The following is a 20,963-nucleotide window of genomic DNA, read 5'->3' as shown; positions in this document are numbered from 1 at the left end:
ACCCCCTCTCCCCTGAAGGGGAGAGGATTTAATCGGGGGATGTCCGTGATCGCACGCACGCTGTTTCTGGCGGCATCCATCGCCGGCCCCGCATTGGCCGACTCCCCCGCTTACACCACCCCGCATCTCGAAACCGCGCCGGGCAACCATGTCGTCACGCTGGGCGGTCAGCGCTTCATCAACCACGGCCTCGTCGGCGCCGGCCGGCTCAGTGCGGAGACGCGCGATTTCGCCGGCGAGACGCTCGGCTCCTTCTCGTCGATGGCGGTCGATCGCGCGGCGTGGCGGCGGCTGCCCGACGGCAACTATAGCGGCCGCATCTGGACCCTGCCCGATCGCGGGCCGAACGATGTCGGCTCGGTCGTCGGCACGATGAATTATCGCAACCGCATCAACACCTTCACGATCCGCTTCAGGCCCTACACCGGCACCGCCGACCTGCCGCCATCGACCGCCTCGCAAAGCCAGCTCCAGCTCAGCCCGGCGGGCGGCATGATCCTGACCGATGCGGCGGGCGTGCCGATGACCGGCATGGATCCGGGCAGCAACGTCGTAGAGCGCGACGGCATCCCCCTGCCCGTCGTCGCCACGGGCGGCGCCGCCGGGCGCTTCAGCCTCGATTCCGAGGGTCTCGCCGTCGCGCGCGACGGCAGCATCTATGTCTCGGACGAATATGCCGCGGCCATCTACCATTTCGATACGCATGGCCGGCGGCTGAGCACAATCCCGGCGGTTCCCGCACTGATGCCGCGCACCAAAGGCGCGATCGACTTCAACAGTGCCAAGGCGGGCGACAGCGGCCGGCGCAACAATCAAGGGCTCGAGGCGCTGTCGATCACGCCCGACGGCAATCGCCTGATCACGATCCTCCAGTCGGCGACGGTGCAGGATACCGCCGGCAGGGACCAGGCGACCCGCAACGTCACCCGCATCCTGGTCTACGACATATCGAAGCAACCGGCTCCGCCACGGCCGATCGCGCATTACGTGCTCGAACTGCCGATCTACACCGAGGCCGGCGACGGCACCCCGCCCGATCGCACCGCCGCGCAATCCGAGATGGTGGCGCTGAGCGATCACCAGTTCCTCGTGCTGGCGCGCGACGGGATCGGGCGCGGATCGACCGCCTCCACCTCCAAAACCCCGGTGGTGAAGAGCATCTTGCTGGTCGATACGACCGGTGCGACCAACCTCGCCGGCACCCGCTACGAGACCGACATCATGCCGGTGGCGCGCGCGGGCAAGGTGGTGGAGGGGATCGTGCCGGTCCGCAGCGTCGAACTGATCAACATGCTCGCCCCCGCACAGCTGCGCCGGCTCGGCATGAACCTCGACACGTTGCCGTCCACCCCCACCACCTTGTCGGAAAAGCAGGAGGCGATGGGGCTGCTACCGGCGCTCGATCCGAAGGCGCCTGACGACTACTTTCTGCTGGTCGGCAACGACAATGATTTCGAGGCGAAGGACGGGCTGGTCGACGGCGTCCATTTCGATGCGTCGCTCAAGGGACCGCATGGGAGCGGCGCGAACGACAACGTCATTTTAGTGTATCGGTTGACGCTCCCCCGCGGGCCTGGAGCGAGGTGAGCGAGTTCCCGCTCCCCTGCGGGGGGACGGCGAGGAGATGCGCGGCGCAAACCGGTCGGGTCACCCACACCTGACCCATCGCAACTGACGTCCGCCACCGGGACAGGTACGGTCTCCCCTCCTAACTTAGGAGATGTCTATGCTGGATCATGTATTTTTGCCCGTGAACGACGTGGCGAGGTCGATCGCCTTCTACGAAAAGGCGCTCGCGCCGCTCGGGATCACGCAACGGGTCGATTATGACGGCAAGGACGGTCCACCGGGTCATCCGGATCTCAAGGGCTTTGGGAAGAATAACCGCCTCTTCCTGTGGCTGCGCGAAGGTCGGATCGACGGCGACAGCTTCCATATCGGTTTCGTCGCGTCATCGCGCGCGGAGGTGGACGCCGCTTACGCCGCGGCCATGGAAGCCGGCGCCGGCGATAACGGCTCACCCAGCGCGAGAGCCTATTATGACCCCCGTTACTATGCCGCGAACATCTTCGATCCGGATGGGCACAGTATCGAGTTCGTTTACAAGAGTTGGCAGCACGCTTAATCGTACCACACCACCGATTTGGAGCACCCGACGTGGACCAGACCCCGACAGCATCGCCGATCCGCTTTGCCGCCAGGAAATTCTCGTACCATGTCTGCCTGCTCCATCTCCGTCGCCCATATCGGCTGGTCCACGCCTGACGGCCGCGCCGTCCTCGACGATCTCAATCTGGATTTCGGCTGCGAACGCGCCGGGCTGGTTGGCCGGAACGGGATCGGCAAATCGACCTTGCTGCGGTTGCTGACCGGCGCGCTGCAACCCGCGCGGGGCACGATCCGCATCAACGGCACGATCGGCACGTTGCGCCAGTTCGTCCAGATTGCACCGCATGAGACCGTCGCCGATCTGCTCGGCGCGCGCGATGCCCTGGCGTTGCTCCGCAAGGCCGAGACCGGCACCGCCACGATCGACGAACTGGCCGAAGCCGACTGGACGATCGAAACGCGTATGGCCGAGGCACTCGCCGAGGTCGGGATCGACGTGCCGGCCGATACTCTGCTCGTGCATCTGTCCGGCGGACAACGGACGCGCGTGGCTTTGGCCGGCGCGGTGCTGCACCGGCCCGATTTCCTGATTCTCGACGAGCCCACCAACGATCTCGATCGCAACGGCCGCGCGGCGGTGCGCACCCTGCTGCAGAACTGGCGGCGCGGTGCGATCGTCGTCAGCCATGACCGCGAATTACTCGAGGCCATGGACGCGCTCGTCGAGCTCACCACGCTCGGCGCAAGCCGCTACGGCGGCAATTGGAGCCGCTATCGCGAACGCAAGGCGATCGAACTCGCCGCCACCGAGCATGATCTGGCATCGGCCGAACGGCAGATGGTGGAGGTCGCGCGCAAGGCCCAGCTCACCGCCGAGCGCAAGCAGCGTCGCGACGCCGCCGGCAGCCGCAAGGCCGCGCGTGGGGACATGCCAAGGATCCTGATCGGCATGCGCCGCGACCGCGCAGAGAAGAGCGGCGGGGACAATGCCCGCCTCGCCAACCGGCTTCGCACCGAATCCGCCCGGTTGGTCGCGAATGCCCGGGAGCGGATCGAACGGGTCGAGACGATGGCGGTCACGCTTGCGCCGACCGGATTGCCGCCCTCTCAGGAGGTGGTAGCGCTGGATCACGTCACGGCCGGCTACACACCGGGCCATCCGATCCTGCGGGACGTCTCGCTGACCATAGTAGGGCCAGAACGGATCGCGATCACCGGCGCCAACGGCTCCGGCAAATCGACCTTGCTCCACCTCATCACCGGTCTGCTGACGCCGTGGTCCGGCAGGATCGCGATCCGCAGCCGTTTCGCCTTCTTCGACCAGCGGGTAAGCTTGCTCGATCCGACGGAAACGATCGTCGAGAATTACGCGCGGCTCAATCCCGGTGTCGGGGACAATCTTTGCCGCACTGCACTCGCCCGCTTCCAGTTCAGGGGCGACGTGGCCGATCGGCGCGCGGATATGTTGAGCGGCGGCCAGATGCTGCGCGCCGGGCTCGCCTGCGTGCTCGGCAGCGCCAGTCCACCGCCATTGATGATCCTCGACGAGCCGACCAATCACCTCGACATCGAGTTGATCGCAGCGGTCGAAGCAGGTCTAAAGGCTTATGACGGCGCGCTGATCGTCGTCAGCCACGATCCGGCCTTTCTGGCCGCAATCGGCATCACCCGAACCATCGAGCGGAACCTTTGATGGTCTGCGGAATTGATGCGTCACCCCGTCCTATATCCATTTGGCGGTGCACGATCGCGGCACGCTCGGCTCGTCGCGTTTCTCGCGCTTTATCGTTAACAAAAGTAAATTTCGTATTGCAGGTGCGAAGGAGAAGCGTACTCACGCCGACGTGCCTCCACCCCCCGTTGGCACGTAGCTAAAGGGTATCCTTATGCGTAAGTATATGCTCGCGGCTGTCGCGGTGGTCGGCATTGCCGGCTCCGCTCAGGCAGTCACGATTCCAGCTGGCACGGCCAGCTTCGCGTTCCTCTTCAACCCGACCGTAACTCTCGGCGCAACTACCGGCTCCTACAGCGGCACCGGCAGCATCTTCACGACCAGCGCGACCGGCGGATATACCGGCGCGACCGGTTTGGGCACGAGCAATGGTTCGTTCACATTCTCCAACACGGCCGGGACGACGCTAGCGACATCGCTGCCGCTGTTCATCAACTTCGGCAATTACGCCTTCTCGGTGTCGAGCATCGAGACGATCGCTTATTCGTCGCTGAACGCTGGCGCGGATAATGCGATCTCGCTCTATCTGCTCGGCACGACGATCGCGAATGGCTTCACGGCGACGGCCTCGTCGGTGACGCTGCAGCTCAACAATACCGGCGGCAGCGCGTTTTCGATCGGCGCAACGCTTGCCAACCCGCCATCCCTATCGGTCCCGGAACCCGCAACGTGGGCAATGCTGGTCGGTGGGTTCGGGATGATGGGCGCCGCCATGCGGAGCAGCCGTCGCAAGGTGAGCCTTCGCTTCTCCTGATCCAGACTATTTTTCCTGAACGCCGCCGGAAGGAATTCCGGCGGCGTTTTTGTATCTCAGCGCTGTGTTTGCGGGCGCAGGCTCGCCCCCACGCGATGGCCGCGGAAATCCGAGAACCACGTCAAGGGGTTCCACGTCGCATTGCCGTTTAACGAGAAGGTCACGAATTCCGCCCGGCCACCGATATTCTCGAACGGCACCGCGCCGCCCAGCCCGCGATAAGCGACCGGCACCCGGCTGTCCGCGCTGTCGTCGCGATTGTCGCCCATGACGAACACATGGCCGGCCGGGACCGTGTAAGCCGGGAAGTTGTCCGGATCGCTGCGGCCGAAATCGATCGTGTCGTAGGACCGGCCATCGGGCAGCGTCTCACGCAGGATGTGGAGGCGGCAATAGGGCTTGCCGTCCCGGCCGGCGACGCGCGCACCGGCGAAGCCCGGAAAGGCGCGGTCGGGGTCGGGATCGTTGGCGTCGCAGTGGAAATTGCCGTCGATCGGCATCAGGCGATCACCCATGTCGCGTGTCGCGACAGGCTTGCCGTTCAGCCATAGCCGGCCGCCCTTCAGTTCGATGACGTCGCCGGGCAAGCCGATGACGCGCTTGATCAGATCCTCGCCGCGGCGATCGGCATCGGGCGGGGTCAGGATCACCACATCGCCGCGCTCGGGCAGATGCCCGAACAGCCGCCCCTTGAACGGCGGCAGGATATGGAAGCCGGGCGACACCCACGACCAGCCATAGGGATATTTGCTGACGGCGAGCCGATCGCCGACCCGCAGCCCCGGCATCATCGATTCCGAAGGGATGTAGAAGGGCTTCGCGATCAGGCTCTGAAAGAGAAAGACGAGCAGGGCGAGACCGAGCAGGCTGCCTATTTCGGCGAGCCAGTTGATCCCGCGGGCGGATTTGGGGTGCGTTGTGTCGATCATGGCGGCGGATGAAGCCGCCTGGATCATTGCGGTCCAGCGAAGGTGCGTCGGGACAGCGTGAAAATCATGTCCGGACGCGCGTACCGCTGCGCTGTAACGGTTACCGCCCCTGAAACTCCCGGTAGCTCAGCACGCCATCATGGTTGTGATCGAGCTGGTCGAAGGCCGCCCGGTCTTCGCGGGCAGCATGCGCCAGCGAAGGCGCTGCCGCGCCGAGGGCGAGCGCCGCGCCGAACAGTCCGGCGGCAACGATCCGCCACGAAGACGCCCGGCGTGGGCGCGCGTCCGCTCGCGGATCGATCGTCGCATCGATGAACTGCCGCACGGCCTCGCTCGCGCTCTTCCGTTCCAGCCGGCAACGCGCCATGAAGGCGGCCTTGGCCTCGTGTGACAGGCGTATCTCGATCGTTTCGCTTTTCTTCGGGGCGGCCATCACAGTCTCCGGCGTTTGGGGCCCTTTATCGTATCGTCGTGGCCGAATCCACGGGCAGACGGCATCGAAGGAAACCCGATCCGCTGCCGTGGGAGGGGAATCTAGATGACGATCTCCATCCCGACCTCGACCACCTGTCGTGACGGAATGCAGAAGGATGCGCCCGTCGGCGTCGAATTGCGGTGCATCGCGACGAAGATTTTCTCGCGCCATGGCGCCATGCCCTTGACGATCGCGCTCGAGATTACGGTTTCGTGGCCGAGATAATAACTGATCTCGCCCAGTTCGGCCCTGGGCACGCAGGTCTTCGCCAGCGCCAGCGCGGCCGGGATATCGACCTGCTCCATGAAGCCATAGGTCAGGATCACCCGCTCGAAACCTTCGTCGAGCATCGTCACCGACGTGCGGGCATTATCCGGCACATAAGGCTCGTCGGTCATGATCACCGAGACGAGCAGCACGCGATCCTGCAAAACCCGATTGTGCCGCAGATGATGCGACAGCGAGAGCGGGATGCCGACCGGCGATGCGCTCAGGAACGCGGCCACGCCCGGCTGGCGGTAAAGCTCGTCACGCCTCAACGCTGCCACGAAGGTCGCCACGTCCTCGCGCTGGCTGGCGCGCACGACCTCGACCAGTTTCACCCCCTCGCGCCAGGTCAGCATGAGGAAGGCGATCACGCCGGCGATGAGAAGGGGAAACCAGCCGCCTTCGATGAACTTGATCGCGTTGGCCGAGAAGAAGACCAGATCGACCAGCAGGAACGCCCCGTTGGCTGCAGCGACGAGCCAGATGTTGAACCCCCATTTGATCGCGACCAGAGCCGCGAGGATCGTGGATATGACCATCAACCCCGACACTGCGATGCCATAGGCCCCGGCGAGCGCATCCGACGAGCGGAAGGTCAGGACCGCCGCGAGCGTCGCGGCCGCGAGCACCCAGTTGGCGAAGGGGACATAGATCTGCCCCGCTTCATGCCCCGACGTGTGGAGGATCTGCAGCCGCGGCAGGAAGCCCATCTGGATCGATTGCTGGGTGAGCGAGAAGACCCCCGAGATGATCGCCTGCGATGCGATCACGGTTGCGGCGGTGGCGAACACGACCATCGGGTAATGCGCCCAATCGGGTGCCATCTGGAAGAAGGGGTTGTTGGCGCTCGCCGGATTGAGCGCGACCTCGGCGGCCTGCCCGAGATAGTTGAGGATCAGGGCCGGCAGGCAGATGACGAACCAGGCAAGTCGGATCGGCAGCCGCCCGAAATGCCCCATATCGGCATACATCGCCTCGCCACCAGTAACCGCCAGGAAAACCGCGCCGAGCGTCGCGAAGCTGACCGAGATCGGCTCGCGCATGATATAGTCCAGCGCGGGCCATGGGCTCAGCGCGGACAGCACGGCCGGATGGCGCGCGATCGCGGCGATGCCGAGCAGCGCGATCGATCCGAACCAGGCGAGCATCACCGGGCCGAAGATGCGCCCGATGAAGCCGGTTCCCTTCGACTGGACGAGGAACAGGATGACGAGGATCGTGATCGTGATCGGCAGCACCAGCCGCGCGAGGCCAGGCGCATCGACCTCCAGCCCCTCGACCGCGCTCAGCACTGAGATGGCCGGTGTGATCGCGCCGTCGCCATACAGCAGGGCCGCGCCGATCAATCCGACGACCAGCAGATAACCGCGCCAGCTTCCGCTCTGCGCATGGCGGGCATCGAGCAGGGCCAGCATCGCCACCACCCCGCCCTCGCCGCGATTGTCCGCCTTGAGGATCAGCACGGCATATTTGATCGATACGACCACCACGAGCGACCAGATGATGAGCGACGCCAGCCCGATCGCCGCCTGTGGAGGGGTCAGGCTCGTCCCCTGCGACGCCTGCAGCGCGACCTTGAACGCATAGAGCGGGCTGGTGCCGATATCGCCATAGACGATCCCGAGCGCGGCCAGCGACAGAGCCGCGGCGCCACCCATCGTCTTCCGGCCTGCGTGAACTCCGGCACCCATATATATGCTCGCCCTCTTGTCGCCCACGCGATCGAACGCACCGATGCACGATAATTGCCTTCGGGCGAATACAGATAGCCGTCATTCACGCGAAGCCGGGAATGACGGAAAAGAATTACGCTTAAACCCGCTGCGCCTCGCGATAGCGCGATGGCGCGATCCCGAACTGCCGGCGGAAGTCGCGGCAGAAGGTGCTGAGATCGTTGAAGCCGACGTCGAGCGCCAGCGCGGTGATCGATACGCGCTGCTGGCTGGTCGCGAGGATATCGGCCGCGCGCTGCAGGCGACGACCGCGGATATAGGCGGTCGGGGTCGTCCCCTGCTCCGCGAAGAGCAGCTGGACGAAGCGCACGCTATACCCCGCCTCCTTCGCGATCATGCGTGGGCCGAGATCGGGTTCGTCGAGCCGACGTTCGATCAGCGCACGGATGGTATCGCGCTCGCGCTCATGCTGGCGCGCGCGGGGCGCGGCTTCGCCCGGATCGGCGCAGGCCATCGTCAGCATCGGCCAGATGACCTCGCCGAGCGCATCCACCCAATCGCCGTCCCGGCTGCGGATCTCGCCCCACAACGATCGCAGGAAGGTGGAGAAAGGCGCGCCCGGCCCGGACCCGCCCGCGATCCGGCGGCCGACCAGATCCCTGACATGCGGCAAGCGATCGCGCATCGTGGCCGTGTCCAGGCGCAGGATCAGCACCGCCTGCTCGACCTCGAAGCGGGTGTTCACCACATCCTGGGAATCGAGAATAACGAAATCGCCGACCTCGAGCGAACAATGGCGGTCGCCCGTCCAGTTCATGCTGCGGCCGTGCGTCTGGATCTGGAGCAGGCACGCTTTATCCTCGGGATAGCGCACCACGCTCGCCGGCGTGGAGCGCGCGGCGATCAGCTCGAAATCGGCGAAGCGGCGGCGGACGATCGCACCTTCGAAGCTCGCCAGATCGGCGGCGTCCACCGTGAGCGGCGCCAGCATCTCGCTGGCGATCCCGCTCCAGAAGGGCATACGTTCGTCGATCGCGTAATCCGCGGTCGTGTAGTTTTCGAGCATGCGGCTGCCTCTCCGTCAGCGGCCTTTGGCCCGGATGCTATACCGCAGCCTGTTCGGCGTCCATCATCGCCTGCAGCATCCGGCGGCCCTGCACCGCGGTCGTGTCGCTCTTCAGCATCAGTTCGGGCGGCAGATCGTCGATCTTCCGGACGATCTTCTCGATCGCCTCGGTCGCGAAGACATCCTCGGCAACCACGGGCTTCAGATATTCCTCGAGGAAATCGAGCTGCTTGGGGTCGGTCGAGCTCATCGCGAAGAAATACCAGGTCTCGTCACGCGTCGACGGCGTCACCGCATGCCAGACGCGCGCGGCGTTCAGCATCTCGCCGAAGCGATCCGATTGCGGATCGGCGGCGACCGTCTCGTCGATGCCCGAATGGAAACCGGGCAGATAGAAATCCATGCCGGCGAGGCGATCGATGATCCCGTCATAGCCACTCATCTCGGCGGTGACCGGCGGGCATGCCGAGCCGCGCATCGTACGGCGGCTGCGCAGCCAGCGATCGGTCGATTCACGCTCCTCGGGTGCGCTCGCATTCTCGTCGGTGCCGATCGTCGTGCCGTGGAGGAAGCCGAGATGGCTCAGATCGAGCAGATTGTCGTTGAGCAGCTGGTAGCGCCCCTTCACGTGGAGCGAATAGAAAGCGCGCGCGGTGTAACCGGGCAGGGTCAGGCCGATCTCATCGGGCGACGGAATCAGGCTTTCGTCGGCCAGTTCCGGATCGCCCGCCCAGATCCACATCCACAAGCCCTTCTCGACCAGCGGGTAGGATTTGATCCGGTAGACGCTCGGGATGTTGGGCTGGGTCGGCACGCGCGTGCAGGCGCCGTCGGGGCCGAAGGTGATGCCGTGGTAGCCGCACTGAATCGTGTCGCCGATCAGCTTGCTGTCGCCGAGCGGGAAATGGCGGTGCGGGCAGCGGCCGGCAACCGCGACCGCCGTGCCATCCTCCTTGCGGTAGAGCACGACCGGCTCGTTAAGGACCCAACGGGTCATCAGACTGCGCGTGATCTCGTGCGGGAAGGCGATCACGTACCAGCCGTTGCGGGGCGCGAAACTGCCGGGTTTGAAGGGATACATGGCCTGCTCCGGAGCTATTTGAAGTTGAAGCCGAAGGTGACGCCGTAGGTGCGCGGCGGCTCGTAGAAGAAGGAGTGGGTGCCGTCGGAGAGCGTGCCGCCATAACCCTCGACCAGTTTGTCGGTCAGGTTGACGCCCCACACTTTCACGCTGAAGCGATCGCCCGGCGCGGTCCACGTGGCCGACGCACCGAGCTGGGTGAAGGCGCGCTGGCGCTGGATATTGTCCGCCTCCAGATAATAGCCCGAATTATAGGAGAGGTTGGCGTTGAGATCGATGCGGCCGCGCGGCAATTCGATCCGGTAATCGCCCGCGAGCATGCCCTGGAAGCTCGGCGCCTTGGGCAAATGATTGCCCTTGGCGCTGCCGATCGTCACCGGCACGCCGCCGGCGGGGATCGAGAGCGGTGCGTTGGGGAAGTCGGTGAAGCGCGCATGGATCGCGGCCGCGCTGCCGCTGATGCGGAAGGCCGGGGTGATCAACGCCTCGAAATCGGCCTCGACACCATAATCGTGCGCGCCGGCGCCGTTGATGATGCCGGTGGTCGACAGGCCGACCTTCTGAACCTGGATATTCTTGTAATCGTAATAGAAGCCGTCGAGGTTCAGCCGCAGCCGCCGATCGAACAGATCGGTCTTGATACCCGCTTCATAGGCCTTGAGCGTTTCGGGTTGGAACGCCGGATCGCCCAGATTCTGGGTGTTGAAGCCACCGCTGCGGAAGCCCGTATTGAACGAGGCGTAGATCATCACCTCGGGCGAGAAGCGATGGTCGAGCGCGACGCGGAAGGTCGGCTTGCGGAAGCTGATCCGGTCATTCTCGGTCGCGATCGTGCCGATCGAGATATTGCCGACGAGCGCGGCATCGGTGTGACCGACGATCGTGCGCTTCTCGTAGGTGTAGCGTGCGCCGCCGGTGAGGTTGGTGGACGGTAGCACCTCCCACGTCGCCTGCGCATAGCCCGCGACCGACTGGGTGTGCTGGTTGGCGAAGGTCGAGAGATATTCGAGCGGATAGATCGGGTTGTGCGCGGCGTCGGCGCCGAAGCCGAAATCGACGCCCGACGGCTCGTAGGCGCCATGGCCATCGAAGTAGAACAGCCCCGCCTGCCACTTGAAGCGCCCGCCCCCGTTCGAGGCGAGCTGCAGTTCGTCGCTGAATTGCTTCTCGTCGATATAGAGATCGGCGTTGAGATAGGGCGCCGGGGTATAATCGACGTCGAAGCGGTTGCGGGTTTTCGCGCGCCGATAGGCGGCGAGGTTCGAGACCGTCGCGAAGCCGAGATCCTGCTCGATCTTCAGGCTCGCGCCACCGTTGCGGTTGGCGAGCAGGGGCTGGACATTCTCGTCGATGTCGCGCGGATTGCCGGTCTTGATCGCGCCGCCGGTGAGCGGATTGGGGATCGTGCCGGGCGACAGGCTCGGCCCGTTCATCGAATTGCGCTGGTCGCCATAGTCCCCGATCAGGGTCACCTTGGTTCCGGCGGCGGGCGTCCAGACCCATTTCGAGCGGACCGTGAAGGTGTGGAGGTTCTGGCTGATATCCTGGCCGTTATAGAGGTTCTTGCCATAACCCTTGCCCATTGCGCTGCCTTGCATCGACAGGTCGGCGGCAAGATTGCTCGTGATCGGGCCCGACAGATAGAGGTCGCCGCGCACCGTCTGGTAATTGCCATAGCTGAGGTGGCCCGAGACGCGGGTCGATTGATCGGGATCGCGCGTGATCACCTGGATCAGGCCGGCCGTCGCGTTGCGGCCGAACAACGTGCCCTGCGGGCCCTTCAGCACCTCGACCCGCTCGATATTGACGAGATCGAAGGCAAGCGAGCTGGTCGAGGCATAATAGACGCCATCGACATAGATCGAGACCGGATTCTCGAGCGCCGGGCCGATCGCGGTGCTGCCGATGCCGCGCAGCGAGGTGACGGTGAAGCCGACCTCGTTCGACACGTTGAGCGTCGGCACCGCCTTGCCCAGATCGAGCACATTGTTGATGCCCTTGGCCGCGAGCTGCGCGCCGTTGATCGCGGCAACCGCGATCGGCACGTTCTGCAATCGCTCGGATCGGCGCTGCGCGGTGACGACGATATCGCCGACCGTCTTCGCCGCCGGACTGTCGGATGCCGGCGTCGGCGGATCGGATTGCGCCGAAGCCGGTGTTCCCGCCAGCGCGGCCCCGCCCAGAATGATCGCCCACGCCCCGGTGCGAACCGGCCTGTTGCTTTTCATACCCTCTCCCTTCGCCATTCTTTTTTCGGCGTTATCGGGACACGCTAGGGCGCCGCCCGGCCGACGGCTTGGGCAAAGGTGCACGGATTTGATCAGCCGCGCGCACGCTCCCGGCAAACCGCCAGATGATGCGCGACGATGCCGCTCGTCGTCGCGACGTTGAGCGAATCGAATCCCGAGGACATCGCGATCCGCACGCCGATCGCCCGATCGATCACGTCGGCGGCCAGCCCCGGCCCTTCGGCACCGAGAATAGCCGCGTTACGCGGCCCCGGCTCGTAATCGGTGAGCAGGGTCGTGCCCGACGGGCTCAGCGCGATCGCGCGGAAATCGTGACGATCGAGCAAGGCAAGCGCATCCTCACCTCGCGCCATCCGCGCGAACGGCACGAGCAAGGCGGCCCCGACCGACACGCGGATCGCCTTGCGATAGAGCGGATCGCAGCAGTCGGAATCGAGCAGGATCGCCTTGATCCCGAAGGCAGCGGCGTTGCGGAAGATCCCGCCGATATTGTCATGGTTGGCGATCGCCGACAGCAAGAGCACATCCGCCTCCCCCGCGAGATGCCCAAGCAGATCCTCGGCGGTCGGCTGCTCCATCCGCCGGCCGATCGCGAGGATTCCGCGATGGAGCGGAAAGCCGGCGACGGCATCGATCACCGGCTGGGCGGCGGCGTATACCGGAATTTCGGCGGGCAATTGGCGGAGGATCGGCTCGAGCGCATCGATGCGCTTGGCCGCGATCAGCAGCGATTGCGGACGATAGGCGCTGCTCGCGACGAGTTTCTCGACGACGACCTTTCCCTCGGCCACGAACAACCCGCTGCGCCCGACCAGATCGCGCTCGCGAATATCGCGATAGGCTTCGATCTGCGGATCGGCGGGATCGTCGATGGGGATGATGGTCGGCATGGGCGTCCGGTTCGGAGTGGGCGCCAATCTTAGACCATCGCGCGTCGAATGGGAGGCGCCGGTCTGGGGTGAAATCGAAATGCGTTAGGCGGAATGGACCCGCCGGCCTTTGGGGGGAAAGGCCGGCGGGTCGGTTCCGAGGCCGCTGAGCGGGGGGCTAAGTCGCGACCTCGGCATGCAGAACCAACCGCTGCCGGGGTGGTTCCGGCTTTTCGGACAAATAGAACCTGAGTCGATACCCAAGGCTGCGCGTCCCGGTCCGGCGCGGCTCGCGGATCCTGAAAAGTGGGCATTTGCAACGTTTGCGACGATCCGTGGGCGTACCCCGCACCGACCACGGTCGCGGGCAGCCATGGGCCTTCTCTCCAGTGCCCTCTCTCTGAAGGGCTGAATTCGCTGCACTCGCCCCGCCGAAAGGGCTGGCCTGCCCCCCAAAAAAGCCATAGATGGTGGCCGATAGATAAACTGGAGAGAGTCAACGAAGATGGGGCATCGGGGTTTCGCAGCGCGCATCGTCACGGCGGCATCCGCCATCGCCACGGTGGCATCCTTCATGGCAGGTTCGGCCGCGGTGGCACAGGAGAAGGTGCCTGCGGACCTGACCGCGCTGCCGTCGCCCCCGACGACGTATACCCCCAACAGGACGCCGTGGGGCGATTACGATTTCCGCGGCACCTGGCCGATCGAGAATCTCAACAACATCCGCATCCTGTTTCAGCGCCCCAAGGTATTTGGCAACCGCGCGTGGCTGACCGACGCCGAATATGCCAAGCGCGTCGCCGCTGCCGAGAAATCCGATGGCGCGTTCGGGCAGGACAAGGGCGTCAATGCCGGCGGTACCCAGGGTCTGACGCAGTGGGCGAAGACCGCTTCCTATGCGCACCGCTCGTCGATGCTGGTGAGCCCCGCCGACGGCCAGTTGCCAGCGCTCACGCCGCAGGCCGAGAAGCTGTTCAAGGCCGGGCGTTCGGGCTGGGTGGTCGGCCAGGAATATGACTGGGTCGACGATTTCGACACGTGGGATCGCTGCATCTCGCGCGGGTTCCCGGCCTCGATGTTCCCGTTCCGCTACAATAACGGGATCCGCATCTTCCAGGCGCCGGGCTACATGATCATCGCGCTCGAGATGCTGGGCACGCGCGTGATTCCGATCGGCAAGCAGGCGCATTGGCCCAAGCCGGTAGAGGCATGGATGGGCGACAGCGTCGGCCACTGGGAGGGCAAGACCTTCGTCATCGAGACGACCAACATCAAATCGGGCGACAGCGCGACCCACGATCTGGCGAAGCGCGCCGCCTCCCCGCTCAACATGGCGACGCAGGCGACCCCGCCGTTCAACACCACGCCGACCAGCGACAAGGCGCATACGATCGAGCGGCTCACGATGACCGACGCCAATACGATCAGCTACTCGATCACGTATGACGATCCCGAAGTCTATGTGAAGCCGTGGACCGCGCAGCTCGATTGGGCGCGCGACGACAATTATAAATTCTTCGAATATGCCTGCCACGAAGGCGACGTGCAGGTGCGCAACTACATAACCGCCTCCCGCGCGCATCGGGCCGCGGTGGCGGCGGGCACCGCCAAGCCGGACGAGAAGGATTCGCGCGCCCGCTTCGCGGTGCCGTTCGATCACGATCCGGCAGCGGCGCAATAACGATATCGGTCCGGGGGCGCCCCGGACCGCACCGTTCGAGCCGCTCGCCCGCGAGCGGCAAGATCATTCAATGGTTAGGAATATCGGTAAGGAGCGTGCCCCCGCCGGGCGGGAGCCCCGCAAATTTGCCTGAAACGGTTCAATCAATGGCAAAAAATGACGTCAGTTGCGCGCGGATGCGATCGAGCACCGTGGCCCCGGCGAGATCGGGGGCAAAGGCCTTGCCCGTGATGGTTTCGAACGCCTCGGCGTAGACCGCAGCGGTGCCGAGAATCAGGTCTTCCGGAATCGCCGGGATCGGATCCGTGTAGGGATCGCAGCGCGCCGCGACCCACGATCGCACGAAATCCTTGTCGAAGCTGTCGGGCCGCTCGCCCGACTCGAAGCGTGCCTGATAGCTTGCGCGGCGCCAGTAGCGGCTGCTGTCGGGGGTATGGATCTCGTCGGCCAGCACGATGCTGCCGTCGGGGGTGACGCCGAATTCATATTTGGTGTCGGCCAGGATCAGCCCGCGCTCCTCCGCCATCGTCTGGCCGCGCGCGAACAAGGCCAGCGCGGTCGCGCTCAGTTCATCCCATTGCGCCGCGGTGAGGAGCTTGCGGTCGAGGATCTCGGCAGGCGTCAGCGGCTCGTCATGGCCGCCATCGAATTCCTTGCTGGTCGGCGTGATGATCGGCTCTGCAAGCCGGGCATTGTCGCGCAGCCCATCGGGCAGCGTCATGCCGTACATCGTGCGCTGCCCCTTCTTGTAGAGCGTCAGGATCGACGTTCCGGTCGTCCCGGCGAGATAGCCGCGAACGACGATCTCGACCGGCAGGATATCGAGCCTGCGGCAGATCAGGACGTTGGGATCCGGATATTCCAGCACATGATTGGCGCAGATATCGGCGGTCTGTTCGAACCAGAAGCGCGCGGTCTGGGTCAGCACTTCGCCTTTGAACGGGATCGCGCACAGGATCCGATCGAACGCACTCAGTCGATCGCTGGCGATGATGATGCGGCGCCCATCGGGCAGATCGTAATTGTCGCGGACCTTGCCGCGATAATGGTTCGGCAGCTCCGGAATCGTGGCATCGGTCAGCGTGCGCGATGCGAAAGCGGCGAAATCGGTAAACGGCATGCGCAGATCCTATGGCCGGGCGGTCGCTACGCCCTAGCCCCCGTCGCCGGCTTTGTCAGCGGCGAGGTGCGCTCGACGGCACGTCCGCGCAGCTTTATCGCCAGGCCATGACGATCGATCAGAGCTTCACGATCCGCCCGCTCCGCGAAACCGACCATGCCGGTTGGCGCCCTTTGTGGGATGGATATAATAGCTTTTACGGCCGCTCGGGCGATACGGCCCTTCCAGACGAGATCAGCGAAACGACGTGGGCGAGGTTTTTCGACGATGCGGAGCCCGTTCACGCGCTGGTCGCCGAGCAACAGGGCACACTGATCGGTTTGGCGCACTATCTCTTTCACCGAAGCACCACCACGATCGCGCCGATCTGCTACCTGCAGGATTTGTTCACGACGCACGAAGCGCGCGGCAAGGGAGTCGGCGGAGCGCTGATTGCGGCGGTCGCCGCGCGCGCCGAGGCAGCAGGCTCGCCGCGTCTCTATTGGCACACGCACGAAACCAATGCGGTCGCGCGGAAGCTCTACGATCGCGTCGCCGAGCGTTCGGGCTTTCTGGTCTATCGCCAGTCGCTGACCTGACATGATGAAGTCGTCATCAGTGTGGCCGGGCATTGACGCCCACGCGCATCGCGCTCAGGCAGGATCATGGCCAAAGCCGAACGCCTCGAACGCCTGGAAATCCTGCGCACCGAGCTGGAGGCCGACTATCTGGCGGCCTTGATCGCGGCGCTCCAGATGACCGCCGCCGGCGGGCGTGGGCTGTTCGATCATGATCAGGATCGCCGAACCCGCGCCAAAATCGCACCGGTGGTCGATAATCTGGCGGAAATGGGCGAAGCGATCGACAACGCCCGCGAAACGCTCGGCCTGGAGCCGTTCGAACTGCACCGGCAGTTTCTGGCATCACGCGGCCCGGTCGCGTCGAGCGCGGTGGGCGAGCCGAAGCAGGCGCGCGCGTGGCTGGAAAAGCTTGGCGCGCCCGTGCAGCCCGGCTCCCTATAGAACCTGCAATCATTGCCGATCGCTAGGGCCGATGAGCCACGGGCAACAAGATCGTATTCGACGCGGTATGGTTTCGCCGGCATAAGGACCGGCCAGCCGGCTACAACCGTTTATTGAGGAAATCGGCCACCTTCTGGGCACTGTTGCCGACGGCGCTCACCGCTTCGGCCAGCGTGTCCTTGCCCACGCCGAACTTCTTCGACCAATAGGCAATCTCATAATCCTCGCCCATTGCAATCCGCGACTTATCCTGCGGCGCGCGCTTCGTCTTGTCGTCGGCCATATCTGTCTCCTGATGTTCGAATGGGGTTAAACGCTTAAAACGCGTTGTTTGGCCCGCGTTGCCGTAAAGATGGATCGCTCTTGCTACTGCCCGGGAATGGGCGGCACCGCTGATCGCTTCGGTCAGGCGTAGGTCGGCCGGGGCGGATCAAGGTCCCGCGAGCGATCGCGCGTGGAGTGCGATCTGCTCGTCCTCCTGCGATGGCAAGACGCGCACGCGGCAGCGCGAGGACTCCGCCTCGATCCCGTTCCGGGCGGCACGATTGCGCTCGTCATCGATGACGAGCCCGGTCCAGGCAAGCCGGCTGCAAATCTCGCCACGCACCGCCGCGTCATGCTCGCCGATGCCCCCGGTGAAAACGATCGTATCGACCCCATCGAGCACAACCATCATCGCCGCGATCTGCTTGGCAACGGACATGCAGAACATCGCAATGGCGAGCCGTGCGTCCGGATTGGCCGGCGCCGCCTCATGGAGCAGACGCATGTCCCCGCTGCAACGCGAAACGCCCAGCAGGCCCGATCGATGATCGATCAGATCTTCGAGCGCGCCGGGGTCGATCGCCTTCTCGCGCAGCAGGTAGATCAGGATGCCCGGATCGATATCGCCACTACGCGTTCCCATCATGACCCCGCCCGAAGGCGTCAATCCCATGCTGGTATCGATCGAGCGCCCATCGCGAACGGCGGTGACGCTGGCCCCGTTGCCCAGATGCGCGATGATCAGCCGGCGCGGGCGATCATCGCCCAGCTGGCGCACGATCGATTCACAGGAGAGGCCGTGAAAGCCATAACGCCGCACGCCTTCTGTCTTCAGCGCATGCGGCAGCGGCAGAATACGGGCGATATCCGGCAGGCCGGCATGGAAAGCCGTATCGAAACACGCCACCTGGGGAATGTCGGGCCAGGCATTGCGGGCGAGTTGGATGATGGCGAGCGCAGCCGGCGCATGCAGCGGGGATAATGCGGTCGCCGCCTGCAGCGCGCGCAGCACCTGATCGTCGATCAGGGCGTGGCTCAGCAGTGTCGGGCCGCCGTGCACGATCCGATGTCCGATCGCGTCGGGCGGCGGCAATTGCGCGTCGGCCAGCAACGTCTTTATCGCGCCGATCGCGGCCGCCGATGTCGCAGCCGGCATCCTCACGTCCGGCCGGCCATCGACCTTCATCGTCTGCCCTTCCACGCTGCCGGTGAGCAGCGCTTCCGGTTGGGACACAACCATCCGATAGAGACCGAATTTCAACGACGACGACCCGCTATTGAGCGTGACGACGATCATCGCGCCCAGCGCCAGTCGCGGATCTCGGGCAGGTCTTCGCCATGCTCGGCGACGTACAATTTATGGCGCTCGATCGACGTCCAGTAACGTTGGGTTTCAGCCGGCACGCGATCGCGCAAGCGCGGAATGCGCAAGATCGCATCGAGCGCGAGTTCGATAGCGATCGAGATCGTTGAGCACGACCATGTCGAACGGCGTCGTCGTCGTGCCTTCCTCCTTATAGCCGCGGACGTGGATATTGTCGTGGTTCGGGCGACGGTAGGTGAGCTTGTAAATCATCGCCGGATAGCCGTGAAAGGCGAAGATGACGGGCTTGTCGGCGGTGAACAATTCCTCGAAATCGGCATCGGCCAGGCCATGCGGATGCTCGGATTGCGGCTGCAGCACCATCAGATCGACGACGTTGACGAAGCGGATGCGAATGTCGTCCACGTAGGTGCGCAGCAAGGTCACCGCCGCCAGCGCCTCGAGCGTCGGCACGTCGCCAGCGCTGGCGATCACGATGTCGGGTTCGCCCTCGTCGCTCGCCCAGTGCCAGATGCCCGCACCGATCGTGCAGTGCGCGATCGCTTCATCCATTGTCAGCCACTGCCATTCGGGCTGCTTGCCCGCGACGATCAGGTTGATGTAGCCGCGGCTGCGCAGGCAATGATCCGCCACCGACAGCAGGCAATTCGCGTCGGGCGGAAGATAGATGCGCGCGACGTCGGCCTTCTTGTTGGCGAGATGATCGATGAAGCCGGGATCCTGATGCGACAGGCCATTATGGTCCTGGCGCCAGACATGCGAGGTGAGCAGATAGTTGAGCGACGCGATCGGTCGACGCCACGGTATCTTGGCACTGACCTTCAGCCACTTGGCATGCTGGTTGACCATCGAATCCACGATATGAATGAACGCTTCATAGCACGAGAAGAAGCCGTGGCGGCCGGTCAGCAAATAGCCTTCGAGCCACCCCTGGCAAAGATGCTCGCTCAGCACCTCCATCACCCGGCCGGTCGGGGTGAGATGCTCGTCGATCGCTTCGACATCCGCCATCCAGACCTTGCCGGAAACGTCGTAGACCGCTTCCAGCCGGTTCGACGCGGTCTCGTCGGGCCCGAAGAGACGGAAATTGGCGGCCGCCAGATTGAGCTTCATCACATCGCGCACGAAGCCACCCAGCACGCGCGTCGCCTCGGCCCGAACGGCACCGGGGGACGCGACCTCGACCGCATGATCGCGAAAGTGCGGCATGGCGAGCGGCTGCATCAGCGCGCCGCCATTGGCATGGGGATTGGATCCCATCCGCCGACGGCCGGTCGGCGCGAGCGCGGCCAGTTCCTCTATCAGCTTGCCGTTGGCGTCGAACAACTCCTCGGCCCGATAGCTGCGCAGCCACGCTTCGAGCTGAAGCAGATGCTCCGGCTTGTCGAAATTGGCGATCGGCACCTGATGCGCGCGCCATGTGCCCTCGACCGGCTTGCCGTCGATCACCTTCGGCCCGGTCCAGCCTTTGGGCGTGCGGAACACGATCATCGGCCAACGCGGGCGGACCGGATCGCCCGCATCCGGCGCACGGGCGGCGGCCTGGATCGCGCGGATCCGTTCGAGCACGGTATCGAGCGTGGCGGCGAGCTGCTGGTGGACGAGGGACGGATCGTCGCCTTCGACGAAAAAAGGCTCGTGACCATAGCCACGCAGCAGATCGGTCAACTCCTCGCGGCCGATCCGCGCCAGCACGGTGGGATTCGCGATCTTGAAGCCGTTCAGGTGGAGGATCGGCAGTACCACGCCGTCGCGCGCGGGATTGAGAAACTTGTTCGAATGCCAGCTCGTGGCGAGCGGACCCGTCTCGGCCTCGCCATCGCCGACGATGCAGGCGACGATCAGATCCGGATTGTCGAACGCCGCACCATAAGCATGCGCGAGCGAATAGCCGAGCTCGCCACCTTCATGGATCGATCCGGGCGTCTCCGGCGCGACGTGGCTCGGAATGCCGCCCGGCCAGGAAAACTGACGGAACAGCCTGCGCATCCCGCTGCGATCGCGCTCGATCGCGGGATAGAGTTCGGTATATGAACCCTCCAGATAGGTGTGCGCGACCAGCCCGGGGCCGCCATGGCCTGGGCCGATCACGTAGATCATGTCCAGATCATGCTGGGTAATCAGCCGGTTGAGATGGACATAGAGGAAATTGAGGCCGGTGGTCGTTCCCCAATGGCCCAGCAGGCGCGGCTTGACATGCTCGATCCGCAGCGGCTCCTCCAGCAGCGGATTGTCGCGCAGATAGATCTGCCCGACCGACAGATAATTGGCTGCTCGCCAATAAGCGTCCATTTGGGCGAGAAGATCGGGTGACAGGGTTTCGGCCATTGGTGCCTCCGGGATATGAGGGTCGCCGCCCGACGAGCGAA

19 protein-coding genes are annotated in these 20,963 nt (G+C 64.7%); 7 read left to right on the top strand and 12 right to left on the bottom strand.

From position 1 onward, the window contains the following. Positions 1-45: 45 nt before the first annotated feature. From AB4Z44_RS22915 to AB4Z44_RS22900, 4 genes are all read left to right on the top strand, one after another. Positions 46-1,587, top strand: coding sequence for an esterase-like activity of phytase family protein (locus tag AB4Z44_RS22915; protein ID WP_404711959.1), 1,542 nt, complete (start codon positions 46-48; stop codon positions 1,585-1,587). 139 nt (positions 1,588-1,726) lie between these two features. Next, positions 1,727-2,125, top strand: a complete 399-nt coding sequence (locus AB4Z44_RS22910; protein WP_404711958.1) for a VOC family protein — start codon at positions 1,727-1,729, stop codon at positions 2,123-2,125. Positions 2,126-2,215: 90 nt separating this feature from the next. Continuing rightward, positions 2,216-3,802: an ABC-F family ATP-binding cassette domain-containing protein gene (locus tag AB4Z44_RS22905; RefSeq protein WP_404711957.1), complete on the top strand. Its 1,587-nt coding sequence runs from the start codon at positions 2,216-2,218 to the stop codon at positions 3,800-3,802. A 193-nt stretch (positions 3,803-3,995) separates the two neighbouring features. Continuing rightward, positions 3,996-4,595: a PEPxxWA-CTERM sorting domain-containing protein gene (locus tag AB4Z44_RS22900; RefSeq protein ID WP_404711956.1), complete on the top strand. Its 600-nt coding sequence runs from the start codon at positions 3,996-3,998 to the stop codon at positions 4,593-4,595. 56 nt (positions 4,596-4,651) lie between these two features. On the opposite strand, the gene lepB is transcribed toward AB4Z44_RS22900, so the two are convergent. The 7 genes from lepB to AB4Z44_RS22865 form a co-directional block, all read right to left on the bottom strand. Beyond that, positions 4,652-5,524, bottom strand: coding sequence for a signal peptidase I (lepB, locus tag AB4Z44_RS22895; protein ID WP_404711955.1), 873 nt, complete (start codon positions 5,522-5,524; stop codon positions 4,652-4,654). A gap of 100 nt (positions 5,525-5,624) precedes the next feature. Then, entirely contained in the window at positions 5,625-5,957 is a 333-nt protein-coding gene (locus AB4Z44_RS22890) for a hypothetical protein (RefSeq protein ID WP_404711954.1), read from the bottom strand. A 101-nt stretch (positions 5,958-6,058) separates the two neighbouring features. Further along, positions 6,059-7,924: a potassium transporter Kup gene (locus AB4Z44_RS22885; protein WP_404711953.1), complete on the bottom strand. Its 1,866-nt coding sequence runs from the start codon at positions 7,922-7,924 to the stop codon at positions 6,059-6,061. Between the two features lie 154 nt (positions 7,925-8,078). Beyond that, the gene (locus AB4Z44_RS22880; RefSeq protein ID WP_404711952.1) at positions 8,079-9,005 is read right to left on the bottom strand and encodes an AraC family transcriptional regulator; all 927 of its coding nucleotides are present in this window, start codon (positions 9,003-9,005) and stop codon (positions 8,079-8,081) included. Positions 9,006-9,042: 37 nt separating this feature from the next. Further along, positions 9,043-10,086 (bottom strand): Rieske 2Fe-2S domain-containing protein, encoded by a 1,044-nt coding sequence (locus AB4Z44_RS22875; protein WP_404711951.1) that lies wholly within the window; start codon positions 10,084-10,086, stop codon positions 9,043-9,045. Positions 10,087-10,100: 14 nt separating this feature from the next. Further along, positions 10,101-12,314: a TonB-dependent receptor gene (locus AB4Z44_RS22870; RefSeq protein WP_404711950.1), complete on the bottom strand. Its 2,214-nt coding sequence runs from the start codon at positions 12,312-12,314 to the stop codon at positions 10,101-10,103. Positions 12,315-12,406: 92 nt separating this feature from the next. Beyond that, positions 12,407-13,225, bottom strand: coding sequence for a TrmH family RNA methyltransferase (locus AB4Z44_RS22865; RefSeq protein WP_404711949.1), 819 nt, complete (start codon positions 13,223-13,225; stop codon positions 12,407-12,409). Positions 13,226-13,709: 484 nt separating this feature from the next. Here AB4Z44_RS22865 and AB4Z44_RS22860 point away from each other — a divergent pair, with 484 nt between their 5' ends. Further along, a complete protein-coding gene (locus AB4Z44_RS22860; RefSeq protein WP_404711948.1) occupies positions 13,710-14,885 on the top strand; it encodes a hypothetical protein in 1,176 nt (391 codons plus the stop codon). 139 nt (positions 14,886-15,024) lie between these two features. On the opposite strand, the gene AB4Z44_RS22855 is transcribed toward AB4Z44_RS22860, so the two are convergent. Continuing rightward, positions 15,025-16,005: a phosphoribosylaminoimidazolesuccinocarboxamide synthase gene (locus AB4Z44_RS22855; protein ID WP_404711947.1), complete on the bottom strand. Its 981-nt coding sequence runs from the start codon at positions 16,003-16,005 to the stop codon at positions 15,025-15,027. A 107-nt stretch (positions 16,006-16,112) separates the two neighbouring features. Here AB4Z44_RS22855 and AB4Z44_RS22850 point away from each other — a divergent pair, with 107 nt between their 5' ends. Together AB4Z44_RS22850 and AB4Z44_RS22845 are read left to right on the top strand one after the other, a co-directional pair. Then, the gene (locus tag AB4Z44_RS22850) at positions 16,113-16,583 is read left to right on the top strand and encodes a GNAT family N-acetyltransferase (protein WP_404711946.1); all 471 of its coding nucleotides are present in this window, start codon (positions 16,113-16,115) and stop codon (positions 16,581-16,583) included. Positions 16,584-16,649: 66 nt separating this feature from the next. Then, complete coding sequence (locus AB4Z44_RS22845) at positions 16,650-17,006, top strand: hypothetical protein (protein WP_404711945.1); 357 nt, start codon at positions 16,650-16,652, stop codon at positions 17,004-17,006. Positions 17,007-17,106: 100 nt separating this feature from the next. Here the strand turns inward: AB4Z44_RS22845 and AB4Z44_RS22840 are convergent, their stop codons facing one another. From AB4Z44_RS22840 to AB4Z44_RS22825, 4 genes are all read right to left on the bottom strand, one after another. After that, positions 17,107-17,289: a DUF3606 domain-containing protein gene (locus AB4Z44_RS22840; protein ID WP_404711944.1), complete on the bottom strand. Its 183-nt coding sequence runs from the start codon at positions 17,287-17,289 to the stop codon at positions 17,107-17,109. 147 nt (positions 17,290-17,436) lie between these two features. Further along, a complete protein-coding gene (locus AB4Z44_RS22835; protein ID WP_404711943.1) occupies positions 17,437-18,567 on the bottom strand; it encodes an acetate/propionate family kinase in 1,131 nt (376 codons plus the stop codon). Beyond that, a complete protein-coding gene (locus tag AB4Z44_RS22830) occupies positions 18,564-18,674 on the bottom strand; it encodes a hypothetical protein (protein WP_404711942.1) in 111 nt (36 codons plus the stop codon). The genes AB4Z44_RS22835 and AB4Z44_RS22830 overlap by 4 nt, the downstream gene beginning before the upstream one ends. After that, a complete protein-coding gene (locus tag AB4Z44_RS22825) occupies positions 18,664-20,922 on the bottom strand; it encodes a phosphoketolase (protein ID WP_404711941.1) in 2,259 nt (752 codons plus the stop codon). Before AB4Z44_RS22825 ends, AB4Z44_RS22830 begins: the two co-directional genes overlap by 11 nt. Positions 20,923-20,963: the final 41 nt, after the last annotated feature.

This window comes from Sphingomonas sp. MMS24-J13, from assembly GCF_044905095.1.
GTDB lineage: Bacteria > Pseudomonadota > Alphaproteobacteria > Sphingomonadales > Sphingomonadaceae > Sphingomonas_I.
This window is presented reverse-complemented; position numbering and strand designations above follow the sequence as displayed.

Bases quoted from the DNA above. Each gene is read 5' to 3' on its own strand.
- AB4Z44_RS22905 (WP_404711957.1), top strand. From the start codon at position 2,216: ATGTCTGCCTGCTCCATCTCCGTCGCCCATATCGGCTGGTCCACGCCT.
- AB4Z44_RS22875 (WP_404711951.1), bottom strand. From the start codon at position 10,086: ATGTATCCCTTCAAACCCGGCAGTTTCGCGCCCCGCAACGGCTGGTAC.
- AB4Z44_RS22850 (WP_404711946.1), top strand. From the start codon at position 16,113: ATGACGATCGATCAGAGCTTCACGATCCGCCCGCTCCGCGAAACCGAC.
- AB4Z44_RS22885 (WP_404711953.1), bottom strand. From the start codon at position 7,924: ATGGGTGGCGCCGCGGCTCTGTCGCTGGCCGCGCTCGGGATCGTCTAT.
- AB4Z44_RS22835 (WP_404711943.1), bottom strand. From the start codon at position 18,567: ATGATCGTCGTCACGCTCAATAGCGGGTCGTCGTCGTTGAAATTCGGT.
- AB4Z44_RS22865 (WP_404711949.1), bottom strand. From the start codon at position 13,225: ATGCCGACCATCATCCCCATCGACGATCCCGCCGATCCGCAGATCGAA.
- AB4Z44_RS22890 (WP_404711954.1), bottom strand. From the start codon at position 5,957: ATGGCCGCCCCGAAGAAAAGCGAAACGATCGAGATACGCCTGTCACAC.
- AB4Z44_RS22880 (WP_404711952.1), bottom strand. From the start codon at position 9,005: ATGCTCGAAAACTACACGACCGCGGATTACGCGATCGACGAACGTATG.
- lepB (WP_404711955.1), bottom strand. From the start codon at position 5,524: ATGATCGACACAACGCACCCCAAATCCGCCCGCGGGATCAACTGGCTC.
- AB4Z44_RS22825 (WP_404711941.1), bottom strand. From the start codon at position 20,922: ATGGCCGAAACCCTGTCACCCGATCTTCTCGCCCAAATGGACGCTTAT.
- AB4Z44_RS22845 (WP_404711945.1), top strand. From the start codon at position 16,650: ATGGCCAAAGCCGAACGCCTCGAACGCCTGGAAATCCTGCGCACCGAG.
- AB4Z44_RS22840 (WP_404711944.1), bottom strand. From the start codon at position 17,289: ATGGCCGACGACAAGACGAAGCGCGCGCCGCAGGATAAGTCGCGGATT.
- AB4Z44_RS22910 (WP_404711958.1), top strand. From the start codon at position 1,727: ATGCTGGATCATGTATTTTTGCCCGTGAACGACGTGGCGAGGTCGATC.
- AB4Z44_RS22855 (WP_404711947.1), bottom strand. From the start codon at position 16,005: ATGCCGTTTACCGATTTCGCCGCTTTCGCATCGCGCACGCTGACCGAT.
- AB4Z44_RS22860 (WP_404711948.1), top strand. From the start codon at position 13,710: ATGGGGCATCGGGGTTTCGCAGCGCGCATCGTCACGGCGGCATCCGCC.
- AB4Z44_RS22870 (WP_404711950.1), bottom strand. From the start codon at position 12,314: ATGAAAAGCAACAGGCCGGTTCGCACCGGGGCGTGGGCGATCATTCTG.
- AB4Z44_RS22900 (WP_404711956.1), top strand. From the start codon at position 3,996: ATGCGTAAGTATATGCTCGCGGCTGTCGCGGTGGTCGGCATTGCCGGC.